At 65.4% G+C, this 20,917-nt stretch carries 21 protein-coding genes; all 21 read left to right on the plus strand.

The window, feature by feature from the left end; all coding sequences use genetic code 11:
- Positions 1–33 precede the first annotated feature (33 nt).
- The 21 genes from QN141_11040 to QN141_11140 all read left to right on the plus strand — a co-directional run bounded on the left by QN141_11040 (position 34) and on the right by QN141_11140 (position 20,917).
- The gene (locus tag QN141_11040; GenBank protein MDR7559009.1) at positions 34–1,374 is read left to right on the plus strand and encodes an HD domain-containing protein; all 1,341 of its coding nucleotides are present in this window, start codon (positions 34–36) and stop codon (positions 1,372–1,374) included.
- Positions 1,371–2,585, plus strand: a complete 1,215-nt coding sequence (locus QN141_11045; protein ID MDR7559010.1) for an HD-GYP domain-containing protein — start codon at positions 1,371–1,373, stop codon at positions 2,583–2,585. The genes QN141_11040 and QN141_11045 overlap by 4 nt, the downstream gene beginning before the upstream one ends.
- A gap of 76 nt (positions 2,586–2,661) precedes the next feature.
- Positions 2,662–6,477 (plus strand): BTAD domain-containing putative transcriptional regulator, encoded by a 3,816-nt coding sequence (locus tag QN141_11050; protein ID MDR7559011.1) that lies wholly within the window; start codon positions 2,662–2,664, stop codon positions 6,475–6,477.
- A complete protein-coding gene (locus QN141_11055) occupies positions 6,446–7,741 on the plus strand; it encodes a lactate racemase domain-containing protein (protein ID MDR7559012.1) in 1,296 nt (431 codons plus the stop codon). The genes QN141_11050 and QN141_11055 overlap by 32 nt, the downstream gene beginning before the upstream one ends.
- A gap of 10 nt (positions 7,742–7,751) precedes the next feature.
- Positions 7,752–8,522, plus strand: coding sequence for an NAD-dependent deacylase (locus QN141_11060; protein MDR7559013.1), 771 nt, complete (start codon positions 7,752–7,754; stop codon positions 8,520–8,522).
- 62 nt (positions 8,523–8,584) lie between these two features.
- Entirely contained in the window at positions 8,585–9,382 is a 798-nt protein-coding gene (locus QN141_11065; protein MDR7559014.1) for an S-methyl-5'-thioadenosine phosphorylase, read from the plus strand.
- 59 nt (positions 9,383–9,441) lie between these two features.
- The gene (locus QN141_11070) at positions 9,442–9,726 is read left to right on the plus strand and encodes a hypothetical protein (GenBank protein ID MDR7559015.1); all 285 of its coding nucleotides are present in this window, start codon (positions 9,442–9,444) and stop codon (positions 9,724–9,726) included.
- Positions 9,727–9,737: 11 nt separating this feature from the next.
- Complete coding sequence (ltaE, locus tag QN141_11075) at positions 9,738–10,760, plus strand: low-specificity L-threonine aldolase (protein ID MDR7559016.1); 1,023 nt, start codon at positions 9,738–9,740, stop codon at positions 10,758–10,760.
- Positions 10,761–10,802: 42 nt separating this feature from the next.
- Positions 10,803–11,492, plus strand: a complete 690-nt coding sequence (locus QN141_11080) for an ATP-binding protein (protein MDR7559017.1) — start codon at positions 10,803–10,805, stop codon at positions 11,490–11,492.
- Between the two features lie 124 nt (positions 11,493–11,616).
- Complete coding sequence (locus QN141_11085) at positions 11,617–12,354, plus strand: SPOR domain-containing protein (protein ID MDR7559018.1); 738 nt, start codon at positions 11,617–11,619, stop codon at positions 12,352–12,354.
- Between the two features lie 200 nt (positions 12,355–12,554).
- A complete protein-coding gene (gene infC / locus QN141_11090; GenBank protein MDR7559019.1) occupies positions 12,555–13,040 on the plus strand; it encodes a translation initiation factor IF-3 in 486 nt (161 codons plus the stop codon).
- A 21-nt stretch (positions 13,041–13,061) separates the two neighbouring features.
- Positions 13,062–13,259, plus strand: coding sequence for a 50S ribosomal protein L35 (locus QN141_11095; GenBank protein ID MDR7559020.1), 198 nt, complete (start codon positions 13,062–13,064; stop codon positions 13,257–13,259).
- 12 nt (positions 13,260–13,271) lie between these two features.
- Positions 13,272–13,631: a 50S ribosomal protein L20 gene (rplT, locus tag QN141_11100; GenBank protein MDR7559021.1), complete on the plus strand. Its 360-nt coding sequence runs from the start codon at positions 13,272–13,274 to the stop codon at positions 13,629–13,631.
- A gap of 6 nt (positions 13,632–13,637) precedes the next feature.
- Complete coding sequence (locus QN141_11105; protein MDR7559022.1) at positions 13,638–14,993, plus strand: TrkH family potassium uptake protein; 1,356 nt, start codon at positions 13,638–13,640, stop codon at positions 14,991–14,993.
- Between the two features lie 19 nt (positions 14,994–15,012).
- Positions 15,013–15,660, plus strand: a complete 648-nt coding sequence (locus QN141_11110) for a TrkA family potassium uptake protein (GenBank protein ID MDR7559023.1) — start codon at positions 15,013–15,015, stop codon at positions 15,658–15,660.
- Positions 15,661–15,663: 3 nt separating this feature from the next.
- Complete coding sequence (locus QN141_11115) at positions 15,664–16,461, plus strand: RNA methyltransferase (protein ID MDR7559024.1); 798 nt, start codon at positions 15,664–15,666, stop codon at positions 16,459–16,461.
- 2 nt (positions 16,462–16,463) lie between these two features.
- Positions 16,464–16,805 carry a cupin domain-containing protein gene (locus QN141_11120; GenBank protein ID MDR7559025.1) on the plus strand — a complete coding sequence of 114 codons (342 nt, stop codon included), beginning with the start codon at positions 16,464–16,466 and terminating at the stop codon, positions 16,803–16,805.
- A gap of 108 nt (positions 16,806–16,913) precedes the next feature.
- Positions 16,914–17,042 carry a YqzL family protein gene (locus QN141_11125; protein MDR7559026.1) on the plus strand — a complete coding sequence of 43 codons (129 nt, stop codon included), beginning with the start codon at positions 16,914–16,916 and terminating at the stop codon, positions 17,040–17,042.
- Between the two features lie 283 nt (positions 17,043–17,325).
- Positions 17,326–18,309: a phenylalanine--tRNA ligase subunit alpha gene (pheS, locus tag QN141_11130; GenBank protein MDR7559027.1), complete on the plus strand. Its 984-nt coding sequence runs from the start codon at positions 17,326–17,328 to the stop codon at positions 18,307–18,309.
- A gap of 13 nt (positions 18,310–18,322) precedes the next feature.
- Positions 18,323–20,392 (plus strand): phenylalanine--tRNA ligase subunit beta, encoded by a 2,070-nt coding sequence (pheT, locus tag QN141_11135; protein MDR7559028.1) that lies wholly within the window; start codon positions 18,323–18,325, stop codon positions 20,390–20,392.
- A gap of 12 nt (positions 20,393–20,404) precedes the next feature.
- Positions 20,405–20,917, plus strand: coding sequence for a CvpA family protein (locus tag QN141_11140; protein MDR7559029.1), 513 nt, complete (start codon positions 20,405–20,407; stop codon positions 20,915–20,917).

The following is a 20,917-nucleotide window of genomic DNA, read 5'->3' on the forward strand; positions in this document are numbered from 1 at the left end:
CCCGCAAGACCCGGTTGGTTCTCAGGGCACTGGGTGGCGAGAGAGGTTGGTAATGCTGGCGGTTCGGGTTTTTTTATGGAAGTCCTACCTAAGAGCCTGCAATTATACATCATAGGGATTATCGTTGCTGCTGCCAGCACTTTATGGGTCTTACTTCCTAGCATCCCCCTTGATTCGACCAGTGAACTAACATTGTTTCTTGTTCTCATTGCGATTGCCTCCATGTTTCCCATCCCAGATCCGCGGGGTGGCTTCATTACAGCTGCGGCCATCCTCTTCTATGTGATGATAAGTCTTTACGGTCCCGGGACGGGTCTCATTGTCGCTGGGCCTGGGTACGCGGTCGGCGCCGCAATATCTAGGCGGTGGATCCCATGGCGCACTTTATCAAATGGCGCTCAAATGGGCTTGAGTGTGGCTGCCGCAGGTGTGGCATTTCGCCTTGGCGGCGGCAGTCTTTCAAACCCGGACTTTCGGTCCCTGCTTCTTCCGCTTGCGGCAGCTGTTCTGACCTTTCAGTTGGTAAACAATCTCCTTGTAGCGATCTACTTCAATAGATTGCGGGGAATGCCACTAATACCTACATGGCTTTCGGACGTGAAGGAGCTCTTAGTCTCCAATCTCCTGAGTATTCCCACGGCCGCCCTTCTGGCTATCCTTTACAAGACAGCGGGCCCGGCAGTGCTCCTAGCTTACCTCGTATACCTCCCGCTGCAGCGACGAGCCCACGTCCTGTATCTCCAGCAAAAGCGGATATATGACCAGGCAATCAACTCGCTTGTGCTTGCTATTGACGCTAACTTCCCGCAAGGTAAGGGCCACTCGCGCCGTGTGGCAAGCATCGCAGCCGCTATCGCCCGTCAAATGAGGTTATCGGACAGAGAGGTTGAGACGATTGAATTGGCTGCTTTGCTGCATGATGTAGGACTCATTGGCATCGATATGTCAAACGAAAATGACACTCTGTCCGATCTTAGTGGGAGGTTCAAAGAACATACTCTGATTGGTGCGGAACTAGTGCGTGAGTTACCTCAAAGGGGCGTTGCTAACATCGTAAAATACCATCATGAAAAGCTCGATGGCACGGGCTATCCGGATGGCCTCAAGGGAAGTGAGATTCCTCTCGGTGCGCGTATTGTCGCGGTTGCCGAAGTCTTCGACTCTAGGCTTTCGGATGAATCCCTCCGGGAATCCCCTCAACTAGCCGAGGTGGCCCTGAAACAGATACGAAGCGAAGCGGGAAAGTCTTTCGATCCTCGGGTCGTCGATGCACTGGCATCAGCGGTTATGTCCGGAGCCATAGATTGGATGAGTTTACAACGCGTGGACGAGGATAGCGATCCTCTCCGCCGAGGAGCAGCCCAGACCCAATGACTAGCTTCTACAGCCTGCTCATGCAGGCCTTTGGCATCTTTTCGGTTCTTGCGTCTGCAATGCTCGTCTTCATTCATGGAATGGGGCGAGATACAGCGCTCTTATCTCTGATTGGAGTAGCGGCTGGCTGGCTGAGGTTCAGCCTGGCGCCTGCCGGTTATCTCACACTCTCGCCAGTAGTTTTTTTCCTTTCTCTTCTTATAGGAGCTCCGTGGGATGCCCTCGTCGTTGGGATCGTCTCGATCGTTTTAGGGACCGTCGTGTTCCATCGATCGCAAGCTACGATGCGGGAAGTCGGCGAGGAGTCTGTCCCACTACTTGTTGCGCTTATTGCGTACTACTTTGCCGGGGCGATTATCTCTAGAGATCCTTCGCAGCAGGTGCTTTTTCCTTATCTGGCAGCAGCGATTGCATACGTGGGGGCAAGATTTGTCGTCGGCATGACCAGTGCGTACGCCAGAGAGGGCATCGCACCTACGTCGTATCTTTCAGATGCTGGAAAGGACGGTGTAGTGAATCTCGCGCTACATGCCTTTATCGCTCTCGCGCTTCGGCACTTTCTCTTCGACGAGTACGGATATTTCCCGCTAGTTCTAGCAATTGTTGCACTTCTTGAGCTTTATCATCCTTGGAAGCTGCTTAGCGAACAGGATGCGATTCTTTTTGCAAACCTAGCAATGATAGCCCAGGCTATAGACGTAAAGGACCCCTACACTGCGAGGCATTCGCGGAACGTAGCTCGAATCGCCGTCAGGATAGCGCGAGCAATGAAGCTGCCTGAAAGTGAAGTGCGAAAAGTCCGAATCGGAGCCCTGATGCACGACATTGGGAAGATTGGTGTTAGCACGGGAATAATTCGGAAGCCGGCAAGACTTGATCCCGATGAGGAGCGGTCGATGCGGGCTCATCCGGTGATAAGCGCAGACATAATACAGCCAATTGAGTTGCTTGAGAAGACTGCCGAAATCGTCCGACATCATCATGAACACTGGGATGGTTCGGGTTATCCGAAGGGGTTAAGGGGTGAGGAAATTCCGGTGGGTGCGCGAGTCGTACTTGTTGCGGATGCGTTTGACGCTATGACGACAGATCGGCCGTACAGACGTGGTCGGTCAAAGCAGGAAGCCCTAGCGGTGCTTAAGGAGCACGCAGGGAAGCAGTTTGATGCCGGCGTAGTCCGAGCCCTAGAAACTGTAATCGACGCCCTTTAATGGCCCATCCTAGAGCCCACAAGCGATCACCTACGGACATAGCAGCTTACGCGTTGTAAGTACAGGCAGGTAGCGGATGGATTACGTGGGGTGGGTGGTGGACGCGGAGTCAAAGCGCCTCAAAGTTACTTTTCTCGGTCCCTTCCGTGCTTGCGCTGGAGAGTGTGAGATCATCTTTCCGACGAAGAAGGCGACCTCATTATTCGCTCTCTTGTTGCTCCGGCGCGGGCGGAGGCTGTCGCGAGAAAGCATCACTGCCTCTCTTTGGCCAGAATTGGACGAAAATCAAGCCCGCCGTAGCTTGAGCATGTCTCTTTGGAGGATCAGGCGAGAGCTGCGGCGATGGCAGAACGTCGCCGTGCATTCTGGGAGGGATGGAGTCCAGCTAAACTGCACTGACGTGGATGTTGACCTTGATCGATTCCGGGAGTCGGTTGCGCGGGCAGCAGTTAGCCGGGATGAGGAGCGGAGGCAGTTATTGATAGAGGCGGAGGCCGCCTACACCGGGGACTTTCTTGAAGGAATTCTAGATGACTGGTGCGAGGAAGAAAGGCGTGCATTAAAGACCACTTATGAAGGGGTACTGCGAGAAATAGGCACAGCCTGCCTGGAGACGGCGGATTACGGGTCGGCCATCGAACATTTGGAAAAGCTCGTGCGTTTGAGTCCCTACGACGAAGATGCGCATAGGGAATTGATGCGCGCGTACTACATGGCGGGGAAGCGAGGGGCTGCACTATCCCACTTCCAGCGGATGAAGCAGAATTTTGCTGAGGAATTGCAGTCATCTCCATCTGCAGCGACCATCCAATTGTACGAGCACATTCGAGCTTCCGCAGATTGGTTGCTTCCAAGTGCAAGCAAGTCACACTATGCTGACGACGTGAAAAGCGCGCCAGCGGATTCATTCGCCATCGTTCCTCTGATCGGACGGGGGCGTGAAGCCGATAGAATATGTCGGGCCCTTGACCACGGGCTGGAAGGGAGAGGTTCTTCGGTTCTCATCTGTGGTGACATAGGCGTTGGTAAGACAAAGCTTATTGATGCAGTCACGGTTGAAGCACGGCTGAGAGGTTTTGACGTTTTTATTGGCGTTTGTCCTGATCTCGAATATCCGTCTCCATATCAAGTCTTAATCCAGGCGCTGTGGCCGCGGATTCGGGGACGTCTTGTGTCTGGAGGTGCCTCTGCGAAGTATCTCTACCAGATTGGTGGTGGGAGTCCTTTCCCATCCGCTTCCTCGTTGGAAGAGCCAGATGCGTCGCGTGGACAGGCAGAAGGCTCCGTTATCAACGAGTACGTCGCAGACCTACTACGGAGCGCGTTGGTCTCTCCTCGTGCGACGCTGTTGATACTCGAAGATATCCATCGGATTGACAGGGCTTCTGAGGGGTTCCTTGTGAATTTGCTGGGTCGGCTCCCAGCCGCACGGGTCGTTGTCGTCTTGTCTGCCAGGCGGGGAGAGCGTGACTCGGAGCGGATCATCTCAACATTGCTGGCTGCTGGTGCTGAGGTTATGGAGCTAGCTCCGCTTGCGGAGGACGACGTTGCAAGATTGGTGGAAATGCTTCTGGGACGCGTAACACCCATACGGCGATTCGCCGGGTTTGTGCATCGTCGGACCGGGGGTGTACCGCTGTTTGTGGTCGAATTGACAAAGTTTCTAGTGTCGGAGAAGTATGTACGGAGAACGCCAGAGGGCGCCTGGGTATTTGACGAGAGGTCGGTGACAGCCGATAATTGGCGCCTACCTTCTCAAGTGATGGAGACAATACGAAGACGCATCTTGAGGTTGTTACCTGAAGCACAACGGTTTCTTGGGGTTGCCGCGGTGATCGGGTCAGAAGTTCCGTATGAAGTACTCGAACATCTTCTTGGCATTCCGGAGGACAGGTTTATTGAGACGGTGGAGGATCTTAGCAGGAGCCGTTTACTTCTTGAGTCTGAAGGCGGATTGAGATTTCCTCATGAAAGCATCAGAATGGCCGCCTTGAACACGCTGAGCCGGACGAGATTGCGGAAGCTGCATTCGAAGGTAGCTGCGATTCTTGAGGTACTCGCGCCAGGCAGAACCTCGGACATCGGTTGGCACCACGCTGAGGCGGGAAATCTTGTTAAGGCTGCACAATTCTTTGAGCTATCCGGTGACAGGGCTCGGAATTTTCACGCCAATGAGGATGCTGTACGTTACTACTCCCACGCGATCTCGTCGATCGAGGCTAGTTGTAGAGAATCCCAGCAATCCCTGAGGCACTTGGCATCGGTTCTCTTGAAGAGGTGTGAAGTTCTTGATCTGGTCGGAGAGCGTGCACAACAGGCACAAGACATAGACTCGGTCATCAGGATAGCGGTAAGGCTTGGAGATCCGTCTTTGCGCGGGCAAGGTTTGTATCTCCTGAGCCAAGTGCAAGCCCGGCTGAATTTGAATGCGGACGCGCTCAAATCTGCATCCGAGGCTGAATACCTGTTTCGTATCGCGAGGGATATGAGGGGTAGGGCACTGGCTGCCCAGTCGGCTGGCCTTGTTTACGTCAACTTGCGAAATGAAAGAGAGGCTGGCCGAGCATTGCGCCGTTCTGTCGAACTGTTCAGGAATTTGGGTGATCAAGCTGGCGAAGCTCGATCCCTTGTTCACTTGGGAACGGTAATGACGATCGCTCGGGACAGCAGAACGAGCATGCAATGTCTTAACAGGGCGGAGAGAGTCTTGCGGGGTTTGGGCGACAAGAGATCCCTGGCCTGGGCCGTGATGCAGAAGGGTGTCCTCTGTCGCTATGTTGGACAGGTCGCCCGCTCGGAGGAACTCTTGATGGAAGGCGTGAGGCTGATGCAGGAAATTGGCGACAAGATCGGCGAGGCCAGAGGTAGGTCGCAGTTGTCGTGCACCCGAGTTGCGATGGGAAAACTCCGAGATGGACTGCGCGATGCAATCACAGCGAGCCGCTTGGCCCGGGAATCTCGTGACGTTCGTGCAATGATAGTTATACTCAATAATGCTGCCTACACAACTCTGAGGTGTTTGGGTAACTTTGCTCGGGCGCAAGAGTGCGCACGAGCTGCGATTCGAATGGTCTCTAGGGATGGAGGGGCGGAGAATAAAGCCACCTATTACGATACGATGGCTGCTGTCCTACTGGACAAGGGAGATTCGGGCGGGGCATTGCGCTGGGGGAAGCAGGCGTACGTTCTCCATGCGAGGCGAAAGGGGCACTTTGGTTTTGTGGGTGACGAGATTGCTTATCACCTCGGTCTTGCCTACTTGCGGCTAGGCAAGGTGGGTTCGGCTGAGCATTATTTCAACCGGGCGGTGAACAGCTGGCGGCGCAGTGGAGACCTCGTTGGGCTCATTCACGGAGTAAGTGCTTTGGGGGAACTAGGCTTGGCCAGAGGGAGGATCGACGAGGCCCTGGAAGCGGCGCGGGAAGTGCAGAAGTTGCTTCGAAAGGTTGACGGGCTGGAGCAAATTCAGCAGGTGTACTGGACCCAGTACAGGATTTACAGTGCGGCGGGGGCGCGGGTCGCCGCCAGGCGGGCGCTGAGGCGGGCGTGCGCCGAGATCGGGAGGCAGGCCGATACCCTGAAGGGGCGGTCCCGACGGCGGTTCCTGGCGATTCCGGTCCATGTGGAGATCCTGAGGGAGGCCGAGAAGCACGGGATGGGGATCGGGGACTTCAGGGTGGGGGAGTGGAGTTGGCGGCCCGCTCCCGATCCGGCATTGCGCATCGATCAGCGAAGGCAGGCGATCCTGAGCCTTATCGCCGAAGGGGATATCAGCCGCAAGGCCATCGCCGGGCGGTTGGGTGTCTCCGAACGGACCGTGGAGAGTGATGTGGCCGCATTGCGGCGCGAGGGATTGATTGGTGGTCACGGCGCGCAGCCGCGGCCGATCTGAGTTCTCTCCTTTCGCCTTTCCTCCGGAGCCGTTTCCGCTGTGGGAGATCCGGGTAACCTTCCCGCGGCCGGTCGCCCCCTTCCCCTCGAGCATCGACGCGGCGGTGGACGCCCTGGTCCCCGGCAGACTGGCGGGCAAACGTATCGCGGTCACAGCGGGCAGTCGGGGGATTCGGGGGATTGCCGACATCCTCGCCCGGGTCGTGGCACGGCTCAAAGCCGTCGGGGCCCAGCCGGTCGTCGTCGCGGCGATGGGCAGCCACGGCGGGGCGACGGCGGAGGGCCAGCAGCGGCTGCTCGCTCGCCTGGGTATCACCGAAGCGGCCGTCGGCGCGCCGATCCTCGCCGAGATGGATGTCGTCGAACTGGGGCGCACCGCAGAGGGGCTCGTCGCCTACTGCGATCGGCGGGCCGCGGAATGCGACGGGATCCTGGTCGTGAACCGGATCAAACCCCACACGGGATTCGCCGAACCGATCGGCAGCGGCCTGCTGAAGATGCTGGCCGTGGGCCTCGGGAAGGCGCCCGGCGCCGCGCAGATCCACCGCCAGGGGCCGGCCGGCATGGCCCAGGCGATCGAAGAGATCGCGGCGGTGTTCCTGGCCTCGGGGAAAGTCCTGGGCGGGCTGGCGATCATCGAGAACGCCTACGACGAGACGGCGGACGTCGTTGCCGTCCCCCCCGGGGAGATGGCGACGTGGGAGCGCGAGTTGTTCCGGCGGGCGAAGGCGCTGATGCCGCGCCTGCCGGTGGACGAAGCCGACGTGCTCATCGTGAACGAGATGGGCAAGAACTTCAGCGGCACCGGGATGGACGTCAACATCATCGGCCGGTGGCGGCTGCCGGGAATGCCGGATCCGTCCGTCCCCCGCTTCTCGCGCATCGTCGTCCTGCGGCTCTCCCCCGAATCCGAAGGGAACGCCCAGGGGGTCGGTCTTGCCGACGTCGTGACGCGCCGGCTGGTGGACGCCATCGACCCGGTTACCACCTACACGAACACGATCACGAGCACCTTCCTCGAGCGGGGGTTCATCCCCATCACGATGCCCACGGATCGGGACGCGATCGGGGCGGCGCTGGCCAGCCTGGCCCTGCCGGACCCCGGGCAGGCGCGGATCGTGCGCATCCGCAACACCCTGCACCTGGACCGGCTCTGGGTCTCCGAGGCCGTCCTGCCCGCGCTGGCAGGTCGCCCGGATGTGACCGTGGGCGCCCCCGTCCCCCTGCAGTTCGCGGCCGACGGCACGCTCGCCGATCTCGCGTGACCTCGCGGGCATGACCGACGCCATCGCGAAGGCGGCGGCGGTGCTGGCCCGGGCGCGACGGATCGCCGCGCTCACGGGGGCGGGGGTCAGCACCGAGTCCGGACTTCCCGACTTTCGATCTCCGGGAGGCCTGTGGGCCGGGGTGGATCCCATGGAGGTGGCCAGCCTCACCGCCTTCCAGCGCCGGCCGCAGGTGTTCTACGACTTTTACCGTCGGCGCCTGCTGGCGCTGGCCGGGGCGAAGCCCAACCCGGCCCATTACGCCCTGGTGACCCTCGAGCGGTTCGGGCTCCAGGCTGTGATCACCCAGAACGTCGACGGCCTCCACCAGGCGGCGGGCAGCCGCCGCGTGATCGAACTGCACGGCAACCTGCGCGAGGCCGCCTGCGTGGCGTGCCGGGCGGTGCGCCCCATCGCCGTCCTGACTGAGGCCCTGGACCGCGGGGAGCTGCCGACATGCTCGACCTGCGGCGGGCCGTTGAAACCCAACGTGGTGCTCTTCGAGGAACTGCTGCCGGCAGCCGCCTACGCGGCCGCGGAACAGGAATGCCGTCTGGCGGACGTCCTGCTCGTCGCCGGATCCTCGCTGCAGGTCACCCCGGCGGCCTGGCTGCCCGAAGTGGCCAGGGAGAGCGGAGCGGCGATCCTCATCGTCAACGACGAGCCGACGCCCCTGGACCACCGGGCCGAGGTCGTCCTGCGCGGCCGGGCGGGAGCGGTGCTCCCAGCGCTGGCGGCTGCCGTCTCCGGCCAGCGCGGGGAGAGGGAGACGTCCCGGTAACGCAGAAGATACCGGCTGCGCCATCCCGCGTCGGACGAGTCGCATCTCCCCCGAGGACGGATATGTCCCTGGCTGAGATCGGTGTCATCGGCGGTACCGGGTTCTATACCCTGCTGGAAGGGGCGAAAGCGCAGCGGGTCGAGACCCCCTACGGTCCCCCGAGCGACGTGGTCACGCTGGCGGAGGTGGGGGGGCGGAAGGTGGCATTTCTCCCCCGGCACGGACGGGAGCATACGCTGCCGCCCCACGCCATCAACTACCGGGCCAACCTCTGGGCCTTGAAGTCGCTGGGCTGCACGCGGGTTCTGGGGCCTTGCGCCGTGGGCAGCCTGCAGCCCCACATCCGCCCGGGGGATCTGGTGTTCTGCGATCAGTACGTCGACCGGACGACGGGCCGGAAGGACACCTTCTACGACGGGCCCGTCATCACCCACGTCAGCATGGCGGAGCCGTACTGCCCCGAGTTGCGGGCGGTCGGCCTGGCCACGGCCCGGGAACTGGAGTGGCGGACCCACGAGCGGGGGACGGTCGTCGTGATCCAGGGCCCGCGCTTTTCCACCCGCTCCGAGAGCCGCTGGTTCCGGGATGCGGGGTGGGAGGTGATCAACATGACCCAGTACCCCGAAGCGGCCCTGGCCCGGGAGCTGGAGATGTGTTATGTGAACATCTCGCTAATCACCGACTACGATGTAGGTTTGGAGGGCGAGCCCGGCATCGAACCGGTGACGGCGCAGGAGGTGCTGGCCCGGTTTCGGGAGAACACGGCGCGGCTGCGGGAGCTGATCCTGCGGATCATCCCGCGCATTCCGGCGCAACGGAGCTGCGTGTGCGCAACCGCGCTGCAACAGGCTCGGCTCTAGGTTCGCGAGTCGATTACGGACGGTCCAGATCTTTCGGGACCGGTGAGGAGGGGAGTCCCGTGGCCCAGACGATGCCCGTTCGCGCCATCGCCACCGATACGACAGGCCGCGCTCTCGGGATCGTGGTCTTCTTGCTCGGCGTGGCGATGCTGGTCGGCGTCTTCGCCATCGCCTACCGCGACCTGGTCGCGGCGGCGGACGGTTCGATCTTCCAGCGGATGTCCAATCTGCCGCTGACCCTGAGTTTCAAGGCCGCCCTGCTGCTGGTCATGGGGGTCGTGGCCTCCGCCATCGCCAACAAGGGCATCGCCCTCTATGAGGCGGCCCGGCCGCGGGAAGGCTAGACGTGGTCGAGCTGATCGACCTGCGCAGCGACACGGTGACCCAGCCGACCGAGGCGATGCGGGAGGCGATGGCCCGGGCGGCGGTCGGCGACGATGTGTTCGGGGAAGATCCGACGGTCAACGAACTGGAGGCGCTGGCCGCGGAGAAGATGGGCAAGGAGGCCGCGGTGTTCGTCCCCAGCGGGACGATGGGAAACCTCATCGCCGTGATGGCCCACACCCAGAAAGGGGACGCCGTCATCCTCGAGGCGGAGTGCCACACCTACCGCTTCGAGGTGGGGTCGATCTCGGCGGTGGCGGGGGTGGTGCCCAATCCCGTGGCCGGCGTCGATGGCTTCATCACGCCGGACCTGCTGCGCGCCGCGGTGCGGGGCCCGAACATCCACATCCCGCCGGCGCGCCTGCTGGCGCTTGAGAATACCCACAACCGCGCCGGGGGGATGCCCTTCGGCCCCCTGGAGATGGACGCCACCTGCCGGGCGGCCCGGCAGCTGGGCCTGGCCATTCACCTGGACGGCGCCCGGATCTTCAACGCCGCCGTGGCCCTGGGGGTACCGGTCACCGACCTGACCCGCCACGTCGATTCGGTGATGTTCTGCATCTCGAAGGGTCTCTCCGCGCCGGTGGGATCGCTGGTCGCCGGACGGCGGGACTTCGTGGAACGGGCCCGGCGGTTCCGGAAGATGGTCGGCGGAGGCATGCGGCAGGCCGGGATCCTGGCCGCAGCCGGGATCGTCGCCTTGACCACCATGGTCGACCGCCTGGCCGAAGACCACGCCAACGCGCGCCGCTTGGCCGAAGGGCTGGCGGTCCTGCGCGGCCTGTCGGTGAACCCGGAACGCGTGCGGACGAACATGGTGCTGGTCGACGTCCATCCGCCGGTCAGCGCGGCGGAGTTCTGCGCCCGGCTCAGGCGCGAGGGGGTGCTGGCCCTGCCGGTGAGCGCCTCGACGGTCCGGATGGTGACGCACCGGCACATCACTTTTGCCATGGTCGAACAGGCGGTGGCGGCGGCGGCGCGGGCCCTGCAGTGATCCGCGGAGGGTTTTGGAGCCCCGGGGTGAAGATACGCCCCGATGGCACCCTGGGGCCCCGAGGGCGTGGGATTTGCCGAGATGCTTCTGCCGGCGCACCCGGCCCACGTCCGCCTGGCCCGGGCCATCCTGCGCACGCTGGCCGCCCACGCCGGGTTCTCCGAGGTGCAGGCCGGCGAAATGGCCGTGGCGCTCTCGGAAGCCTACACCAACGTCATCCAGCACGCGAACACCACCTGGGTGACGCTGCGGTTTGCCCTGGAGCCCGACGCCCTGACCATCGAGGTGGAGGACGACGGGGAGGGATTTGACACCGCCATCCTGGACCAGCCCTACTCGCCGGAGCGCGAGGTGGGGCGGGGGATGCACCTGATCCGCAGTCTCATGGACGCGGTGGAGTGCCAGAGCAGTCCGATGGGCACCATTGTCCGGATGACGCGGCTGAAGGCCGGGCGTGCGCTGGAACAACGTCCGTGGAAGGTGGCGGCCCGTCCCTTCCGGACCATCGGCCACATCCGGCGGACCATTGACCGCTACCAGCGCGACCTGGCCCTGATGCTGGGCGAAGCGGAACCGATCGATGAGGATCTGGACGACCTGGCGATCATGGAGCGCTTTCAGGCCTCGGGGGACAAGGAGAGTCTGATCAGCGACCGGAAGTTGCGAATCAAGACCCTGCAGGCGACGCTGGAGATCCTCCGTGAGGACGCCGGCGAGGAGCAGGCCGGCTGACCCCGTCGGGCGGCCCCCGGCGGGGTGTCCCGGGTTCAGCGGGACGGCGCCGGTCTAGGGAAGACCGCGGAGGGGCAGATGGAGGTATACGGGAAGTCCCGGGGAAGGTTGAGGGTGACTTCGGGTGAAGCAGGCGAACGACCCCAAGCCCGCGGTCAGGCTGACCAACAGCGGGAAGAAGTTCAGCGTCACGATTCAGGTGCCGGAGGACGTCGCGGCACAGTGGCCGGAGTGGTTTTCTACGGATAAGCTCACTGGCGAAGTGTTCAAAGCGGCCGCCGTGACGGGCGCCCCGGCGCGCGCCCGACTGCTCTCGCGCCTCACCACGCTGGCGGTGCTCGTGCTCATCGTCGAGCTGTTCATCGGCGGCCTGGCCCTGGGCTACTTCGCCTCATCGTGGCTGCGCCGACCGCAGAGCGCGTCGCCCGGCGCCGTGCCGGCCGTCACCGGCGAGGAGACGGCGGATGCGCCGGCCTCCGGACCAGCCGTTCCCACTCCGGCGGACGCGCCTCCTGCCGGTTCGTCCGCCGTGCAGGCGCCCGTCGCCACGCCTCCCTCGGCCGCCGCCGGCCCGGGGGCGACGGCCGGGTCGACCGCGGCCTCGGCCGGGTCGACCGCGGCCCCGGCCTCGGAGCCGGCACGACCGGCGACCCGTTTCCGCGTCCAGGTGGGAGCGTACCGCATCGAGGCCAACGCCCGGGCCGTGGTGGGGAGGCTGCGGGACCAGGGATACCGGGCGGACGTCCGCACCTACGGCGGGCTGTACCTGGTACAGGTAGGATCCTTCGCCAGCCGGGCGGACGCGGCGAAGCTGGCGCAGGACCTCCAGCGGCTGGGCTACGAGACCCTCATCATCCCATAGCGGCGTCCCTGCGCCTGTGGTATACTGCGGGCAGTTGTGAAGGGCCCAAGCAGAAGCCATCCGCTTCTCACCGGCCGGGGGTCGTCGCTCGCGCCGGTCAGCGCCGACAGACCGTGATTCGTCTTGCCGGGGATGGTGTCTGCCATGCCCGGCATTTCCCTGTTTGAGAGGAGGTTTACTCCATCGCGCCTGAACCACGCGTGAACGACCGCATCCGGGCCAGGGAGATCCGCGTGATCGGTCCTGAGGGGGAGCAACTGGGGGTGATGACGGTCCGCGACGCCCTCCTCCGCGCACAGGAATTCGGGTTGGATCTGGTCGAGGTGGCCCCAACCTCCCAGCCGCCGGTGTGCCGGATCATGGACTACGGGAAATACAAATACGAGCTGAGCAAGAAGGGACGGGGGACCCACCACCGGGGCGGCGACCTCAAGGGGATGCGGTTCTCCCCCAAAATCGGCGAGCACGACTTTCAAACCAAAGTCAAGCACGTGATCGAGTTTCTCAAGCAGGGCAACAAGGTGCGGGTGTCCGTCTGGTTCCGGGGGCGGGAGATGGCCTATCCGCAGATGGGACACAAGTTGCTTCAGCGGGTGAGCGAGATGGTCGCCGACGTCGGAGTGGTGGAGCGTCCGCCGCTGTTTGAAGGACGCAACATGATCATGATCCTGAGCCCAAAGCGGTAGAGGGGTTCCGGGAGGGCTGACATGGGCAAGGCCAAGACGCACCAGGGGACGGCGAAGCGGATCCTCGTGACCGGGCGCGGGCAACTGCGCCGCAGGCGCCAGATGGCGGGGCATCTCAAGGTATCCAAACGGCCGGCGCGGCTGCGCAGGCTCCGGCGCGAGGCCGCGGTCTCCGGAGCGGACCGCCGGAAGATCGAAGCCCTGCTGCCGAACCGCTAGGAGGGATCTGGGATGGCCCGGGTCAAACGGGGCGTGACCACACGCCGCCGTCACAAGAAGATCCTCAAACTGGCCAAGGGCTACTACGGCGCGAAGAGCCGCTGGTTCAAGCTCGCCAACCAGTACGTGCTGCGCGCGCTGGCGCAGGCCTACCATGACCGGCGCGTGCGCAAGCGGGACTTCCGGCGGCTGTGGATCGCGCGGATCAACGCCGCGGCGCGGAGGGATGGCCTCTCCTACAGCCGGCTGATCAACGGACTGCGCCGGGCCGGGATTGCCATCAACCGCAAGGTGCTGGCCGACCTGGCGGCGCGGGACAGCCAGGCCTTCACGGCGCTGGTGGCCAAGGCCAAGGAGGGCCTGAAGTCCTGAGCGGGGATGGCCCAGGCAACGGTCCTGGAAAAGCGATCCCCCTTCGCCCGGCTTGAGCTCACCCCCTCCCAGGCGATCATCGCCGGCTTCGCGGCGATCATCCTGGCGGGGGGGCTCGTGCTGACCCTGCCGGTGGCTGCCGAGGACGGACAGGCCACGCCGTTCCTAACCGCGTTGTTCACCGCCACCTCGGCGACCTGTGTGACCGGACTCGTGGTCGTGGACACGGCGGATCACTGGTCCACCTTCGGAGAGATCGTAGTCCTCCTCCTCATCCAGCTGGGCGGCCTGGGGTACATGACCGTCGCCACGCTGATGGCCATGGCCATCGGCCGGCGGATCGGCCTGCGCCAGCGGCTGGTGCTGCAGGAAGCCTACAACCTCTACACCGTAGGCGGTGTGGTCCGCTTCACCCGCACCGTGGTCCTGGCCACCCTGGCCATCGAAGGGGCGGGCGCGCTGCTGCTCCTCCTGCGCTGGGGGCCGGAGCTGGGATGGCTGCGGGGTGCCTACTACGCCGTTTTCCACAGCGTCTCCGCCTTCAACAACGCGGGATTCGACCTGTGGGGGGGATTCCGAAGCTTCACCCCCTTCGTCGGCGATCTCCCCGTCAACCTGATCCTGGCCCTGCTGATCATCCTCGGCGGCCTGGGGTTCACCGTGCTGGTGGACCTGAGGCGACCGGAGCGGCTGACCCTGCACGGGAAGGTGGTGCTGGCCACCACGGCGGCGCTGATCCTGGCCGGCACGGTGCTGATCCTCCTCCTCGAATTCCGCAACCCCGCCACGCTGGGTCCCCTGCCCGGCTGGCAGAAGGTCCTGGCGGCCTTCTTCCAGAGCGTGACCCCGCGCACCGCGGGGTTCAACACGCTCGATATGGGCCGGATGCTGGAGCCGACGCTCATGCTGCTCATCGCGCTGATGTTCATCGGCGCCTCCCCCGGGGGGACGGGCGGCGGCATCAAGACGACCACCTTCATCGCGCCGCTGGCAGTCATCCTGGCCATGCTGCGAGGGCGGCCGGACCCGGAGCTGTTCTGGCGCCGGCTCCCCCCGGTGGTGGTGTACAAGGCCGTGACCATTGCCCTGGTCGGCCTGGCGTTCGTCGTCACGATGGGCACGGCCCTGTCCTCCACCGAGGGGGTCGACCTCATCGACGCCCTGTTCGAGGTCACCTCGGCCTTCGGCACGGTGGGGCTGTCCACCGGCCTGACGCCGCACCTGAGCACGGTCGGGCGGATCATCGTCATGATCACGGTGTTCATCGGACGGGTCGGCCTGCTGACCATGGCGTTTGCCCTGACCCGGCGCCAGCGGCAGGGGTATTTCCGCTATCCTGAGGAGCGGATTCTGATCGGGTAAGGAGCGAGGCGAGCCAACGATGGAGTTCGCGGTTATCGGCATGGGGCGATTTGGCAGCAACGTGGTGCGCACGTTGCGCGAGCTGGGACACACGGTCCTGGCGTTGGACAAGAACGAAGAGGCCCTGCGCAAGGTCACCGACTACGCCACCCACGCGGTGCAGATCGACTCCACCGACGCTGAGGCGCTGCGGGCGGTGGGCATCACGAACTTCGACGCCGTGGTCGTGGCCATCGGCGCCGACGTGCAGGAGAGCATCCTCACGACGCTGATCCTGAAGGAACTGGGCTGCCGCAAGGTGGTGAGCAAGGCGGTGGACGAACTGCAGGGCCGCGTCCTGGAGAAGGTGGGCGCCGACCAGGTCGTCCGGCCGGAGCGGGACATGGCCGTGCGGGTGGCCCGCAGCCTGGCCAGCCGGCACGTCGTCGACCTGTTGGAGCTCTCCCCGACTTTCCTGGTCGAGGAGGTCAGCGTGGGGCCGAAGCTGGCCGGGAAGAACCTGGGCGAGCTCGACCTGCGCACCCGCTTCGGCGTCAACGTCCTGCTCATCAAGCGCGACAGCCAGATCCTGATCACCCCGACGGGCGAGACGCAGCTCCTGCACGGGGATGTCCTGGTCGTGGTAGGGGAGAAAGCCGCCCTGGGCCGTCTGGAAACCGTCCTCTGATCGGTGCGGATCAGCAGCCCCCGGAACCCCCTGGTCGCGCGGCTCCGGCGTCTGGCCGACCGGGCCGGCCGCCGGGCGGAGGGGCGGATGGTCGTGGAAGGCGTGCGCCTCGTCCAGGAAGCGCAGACGGCGCACGTCCCCATGGAGCTCCTGCTGTATGATCCGGAAGCCGCCGGGAAGGACCCGCGGATGGCCGCGATTGTGGCGCGGGCAACGGCGGCCGGGGTCCGGATTGTCGCTGCCAGCGCCCGCGTCCTCGCCGCCTGCAGCACCCTGGAGACTCCGCCCGGGCTGCTGGCGGTCGTGGCCATCCCCACCGCCGACCTGTTCGGCGTCCTGGGACGTCCCGACCTCCTGCTGGCCGTGGCCGACGGCATCCAGGATCCCGGCAACCTCGGGACGATCATCCGCGTCGCCGACGCGGCGGGAGCCTCCGCCGTGGCCGTCGTGCGCGGCAGTGTGGATCCCTACCATCCGAAGACCGTACGGGCGACGATGGGCTCGCTGTTCCACCTCCCGGTCGCGGAGGCGGACAGGGACGACCTGGCGGAGGGGTTGCGGCGGCGCGGCGTGCGCATTCTCGTCGCGGACCAGCGCGGCGTCGCAGACTATGCCGCCGCCTCCTATCGCCGTCCCCTGGCTCTGGTCCTCGGCGCGGAAGCGGCCGGGGTGCATCCGCTGTGGCAGGAGGCGGCGGAGGCCTCGCTGCGAATCCCTCTCTATGGCCGCGCCGAGTCCCTCAACGTGGCGATTGCCGCGGCCCTGCTGCTGTATGAAGCCCGACGACACGAGGAGGTGTGACGATGGACCAGGTGCGGTGGGCGCATCTGGAACGGCTGCCCGAGCGTGAGGTGCGCCCCGGAGTGTTCCTGAAGGTCCTGCCCGGACAGGCACTCATGTTCAGCGCCGTGCGCTTTGCCCCGCACGCCATCGTCCCCACCCACCATCACCCGCACGAGCAGATCGGGATCGTCCTCCAGGGCGAGCTTGAGCTGTGGATCGATGAGGAGCGTCGGACCCTGCGCTCCGGCGACATGTATACGGTGCCGCCCAATGTCCCCCACGGCGCCGAGACCAAAGGGTCTCCCTGCCTGGTTCTGGACGTCTTTCACCCCCTGCGCGAAGACTACATCCGTCTCTTCTGAGGCCCGGCGGCGGTCCGAGTTCCCGCCCGCAGGTCCGTGTGTTATACTCTGGCCAAACCGGACGGCACGGACAGGATGCCCCAGCGCTCTTGAGGCAGGAGGGACAGGGTGCAGACGGTCTGGACGGCGGAGATGCTCTGGGATCTGTTCGAAGCGACGGGTTCGGTCTGGGCTTATCTGATTTACCGTCGGTTTGCCGCGTTCCAGAAGTCGCGGCTCCGGGCATCCGTAAACTGACAGGTTCGGCGAAGACGGAGAGCGTACCCGGCTTCGGCCCCCGCAGGGAGGGAAGGTCGTCGACTGCAAGCCTTCCCGGGCGGCCTCCGGCGACATTCACTCCCGAGCCGGCTCCTGAAGCTCCGGGCGAGTGGTAGGGGGCCCGTTCGCTTTCCACGAGACGGGAAGCTGAGGGCTGCCGCCTTCGGGCGGCAGAACCGGGGTGGTACCGCGGAAGCGCCGCTTTCGTCCTTGGGACGAGGGCGGCGTTCTTTGTGCGTTCGGTCGAGGCGGGAGGCACGAGATGGAGGAGGATCTGGAGCACGTCGTGCGGGAAGCGGAAGCCGCGATTCGCGAGGCGGCCACGGAGGAGGCCCTGGAAGAGGTCCGCCGGAGGTACCTCGGCCGCCGGGGCCTGGTGACCCGGCTGTTCGAGGCGCTGCCGTCGCTGCCGGCACCGGAGCGTCCCGAGCGGGGCCGGCGGCTCAACGCGCTGCGTCTTCGGCTGGAGACCCTGCTGGTCGCCCGCCGGGCGGATCTCGCCGCCCGGGCGCGCGAAGCGCGGATGAGCGCCGAGGCCATCGACGTCACCCTCGCCGGGCGGCGGCCGCGCCTGGGCCGGCGCCACCTGCTGCGGCAGACCCTCGACGAGGTGGAGCGCATCTTCCTGGGACTGGGCTTCGAGATCGTGGACGGCACGGAGATCGAGACGGACGAATTCAACTTCGAGCGCCTGAACATGGGCCGCGACCACCCGGCGCGCGACGCCCAGGATTCCTTCTACCTGACCGACGAGCTGCTGCTGCGGACCCACACCACCGTCGTCGATGCGCGCGTCATGCTGGGGCGCACCCCCCCGATGCGGATTCTGACCACCGGCCGCTGCTACCGACGCGACGCGCCCGATTGGAAGCACATGCCCGTCTTCCACCAGGTGGACGGGTTCATGGTCGGCGAGCACATCACCATGGGGGACCTCAAGGGGGTGCTGACCTCCTTCGCCCGGCAGCTCTTCGGCGCACAGGTGCGGACGAAGTTCGTGCCGGGATACTTCCCGTTCACCGAGCCGAGCGCCGAGATGCTCGTCCACTTCAACGAGCAGTGGATGGAACTCGGGGGGTGCGGGATGTTCCACCCGCGGGTGCTGGAGATGGCCGGCATCGACCCCGCCCGCTACACCGCCTTCGCCTTCGGCCTGGGCGTTGATCGCCAGGTGATGGTGCGCTACGGCATTCCGGATATCCGGCTCTTCTGGGACAACGACCTGCGGCTGCTGCGGCAGTTCTGAGGAGGGGCGAGGGGTGAAGGTCCTGCTGTCCTGGCTGCGCGAGTATGTGGAGATCCCCTACGGGATCGAGGAGCTGTCGGACCGGCTGCCGATGCTGGGCCTGGGGATCGAGGGTGTGGAGCGGCTCGGCGACGACGCCGTCTTCGACCTGGAGATCGCCGCCAACCGGGGCGACCTGATGAGCCTGCTGGGTGTGGCCCGGGAGCTGGCCGCCGCCGCAGGAACGCGGGTGCGCCCGCCGGCGGTGCGGGTCGTCGAGTCCGGTCCGCCCCTCGGCGAGCTCACCGGCGTGGAGGTGACCGATCCGGTGCGGTGTCCCCGCTTCACGGCCCGTATGCTCGTCGAGGCCCGCGTCGGCCCTTCGCCCTCCTGGCTGGCCCGGCGGCTCGAGGCCTGCGGCATTCGCAGCATCAACAACATCGTGGATGTGACCAACTACGTCATGCTGGAAACCGGCCAGCCGATGCACGCCTTCGACTACGACCGGCTGGCGGGGGGCCGGTTGGTCGTCCGACCGGCGCGCCCCGGAGAGCGCCTGGTCACCCTGGACGGGGTGGACCGCGTCCTGGACGAAGGCGTCTTTGTGGTCGCGGACGCCGAGCGCGCCCAAGGGGTGGCGGGGATCATCGGCGGCGCGGCGGCGGAGATCGGACCGCAGACGCGCCGCGTGCTCCTGGAAGCCGCCTCCTGGCAGGCGGCGATGATCCGGCGCACCAGCCGGCGGCTGGGCGTGCGCACCGAGAGCAGCGCGCGCTTCGAACGGGGCACCGACATGGACGGGATCCTCGCCGTGCAGGACCGCGCCGTGGCGCTGATGCAGGACCTGGCCGGCGGCCGCGTGCTTCCCGGGGTGATCGATGTGTACCCGGACCCGCGGCCCGCCCCTCGGGTCCACCTGCGCTGGAAGAGCATCCCGCGTCTCCTGGGGCTGGCCATCCCGCAGGACGAGTGCTGCAGGATTCTCCGCAGCCTTGGGTTCGAACTCGCTCCCTCCCCGGAGGCGGACGGCGTGCAGGTGACCGTGCCCTCCTTCCGGCGTGACGTGGAGCGGGAAGAGGACCTGATCGAAGACCTCGCCCGCCACCACGGGTACGATCGCATCCCCGAGACGTTACCGGTGGAGATCATGGCCCAGGGGACGCGCGCGCCGTCGCTGGTCGCCGAGGAGACGGTGCGCGACATCCTGGTCCGCGCCGGGTTGGTGGAGGCCCTGACGGTCTCCTTGACCACCCCGGCCGTCCTGGAGGCGCTCCGCCTCCCGGCCGACCATCCGTGGCGGCGGATGGTGCCGCTGCGCAACCCGCTGGTGGACGACCATACCCACCTGCGCTCGACACTGCTGCCGGGACTGCTGCACGTCGCGCAGGTCAACGTCAGCCGCGGCGTCGGTGAGGTGCAGATCTTCGAGATCGGACACGTCTTTCTCCAGGAGGAGGGGGGCATTGCCGAACGCCGGCGGCTGGGGATCCTGATGATGGGGACCACCTGTGACGGACGGTGGAATCTCCCTCCGGAGGCGGTGACGATCACCTACTATCACCTCAAGGGCATCCTGGAGGGGCTGCTGGCGGAACTGGGGATTTCCGACTCCGCCTTCAGGGCCGCGGCGGAGGCCTGGCTTCACCCCGGGCGCGCGGCGCAGGTGACCGTGGGAGGCGCGGTGGTGGCCACCCTGGGCGCACTGCATCCCGAGGTGGCCGCGCGGTTCGACCTGCCCGCCGCCGTGTATGTGGCGGACGTGGACCTGCCCCTCCTGCTCTCCAGGAGCGCCCCGGCGCGTCGGTTCACCCCGCTCCCGCGCTTTCCGCCTGTCCGGCGCGACGTGGCCATCGTCCTGCCCGCCGAGGTCCCCGCCGCCCAGGTGGAGGAGGTGATCCGGGCCTCCGGTGGAGCGTGGCTGGAGCGCATGGAGTTGTTCGACGTATACACCGGGGCGCCGGTCCCCGACGGTCACCGCAGCCTGGCCTACGCCCTGACCTTCCGCGCCGCAGAGCGGACACTGGCCGCCGACGAGGTGGACGGCGCGCTCCTGAACATCAGGGGGGCGCTGGAGCAGCGGTTGCGGGCGAAAATCCGCGAGTGATAGAATCGTCGCGTGACCTGGATCGATTGGGTCATCGCGGCGTTCGCGCTGTTCGCGGCGCTGCAGGGGCTGAAGCGGGGCCTGCTGGCGGCGGTGATCGGGATCGTCGCCGTCTTCGCCTCCTACCTCATCGCCTCGGCCTGGTATCGTTCCCTCGGCGACGCCATCGAGCGCACCGTCCGCTTTACGCCGGCGTGGGGCGATACGGTGGCGTTCGGCGGGCTGTTCCTCCTGGTCTACGATCTCGTGGCGATTCTGACCGTGATGGCCTTCGGGGGCGAGCGGCTCCCGTTGCCCTCGCGGGTCTCCGGCGCGGTGCTCGGGTTCGTCCGGGGGACGATGCTGGCCGCGGCGCTGCTCATCATCGCCGCTGCCGCTCCCTTCGGAGACCCGATCCGTCGCGACCTCGAGCGTTCCACGGTGGCCCCGGTCGCGCTCGCCGTCTACCGCGGAGGCCTCAGGGCCGTGGCCGCCCTCCTGCCGTCCACGGCGAAGCCCTTCGGCCTGGAGCCTGGAACCTTCTAG

This window comes from Armatimonadota bacterium (assembly GCA_031459765.1).
GTDB lineage: Bacteria > Sysuimicrobiota > Sysuimicrobiia > Sysuimicrobiales > Kaftiobacteriaceae > Kaftiobacterium > Kaftiobacterium secundum.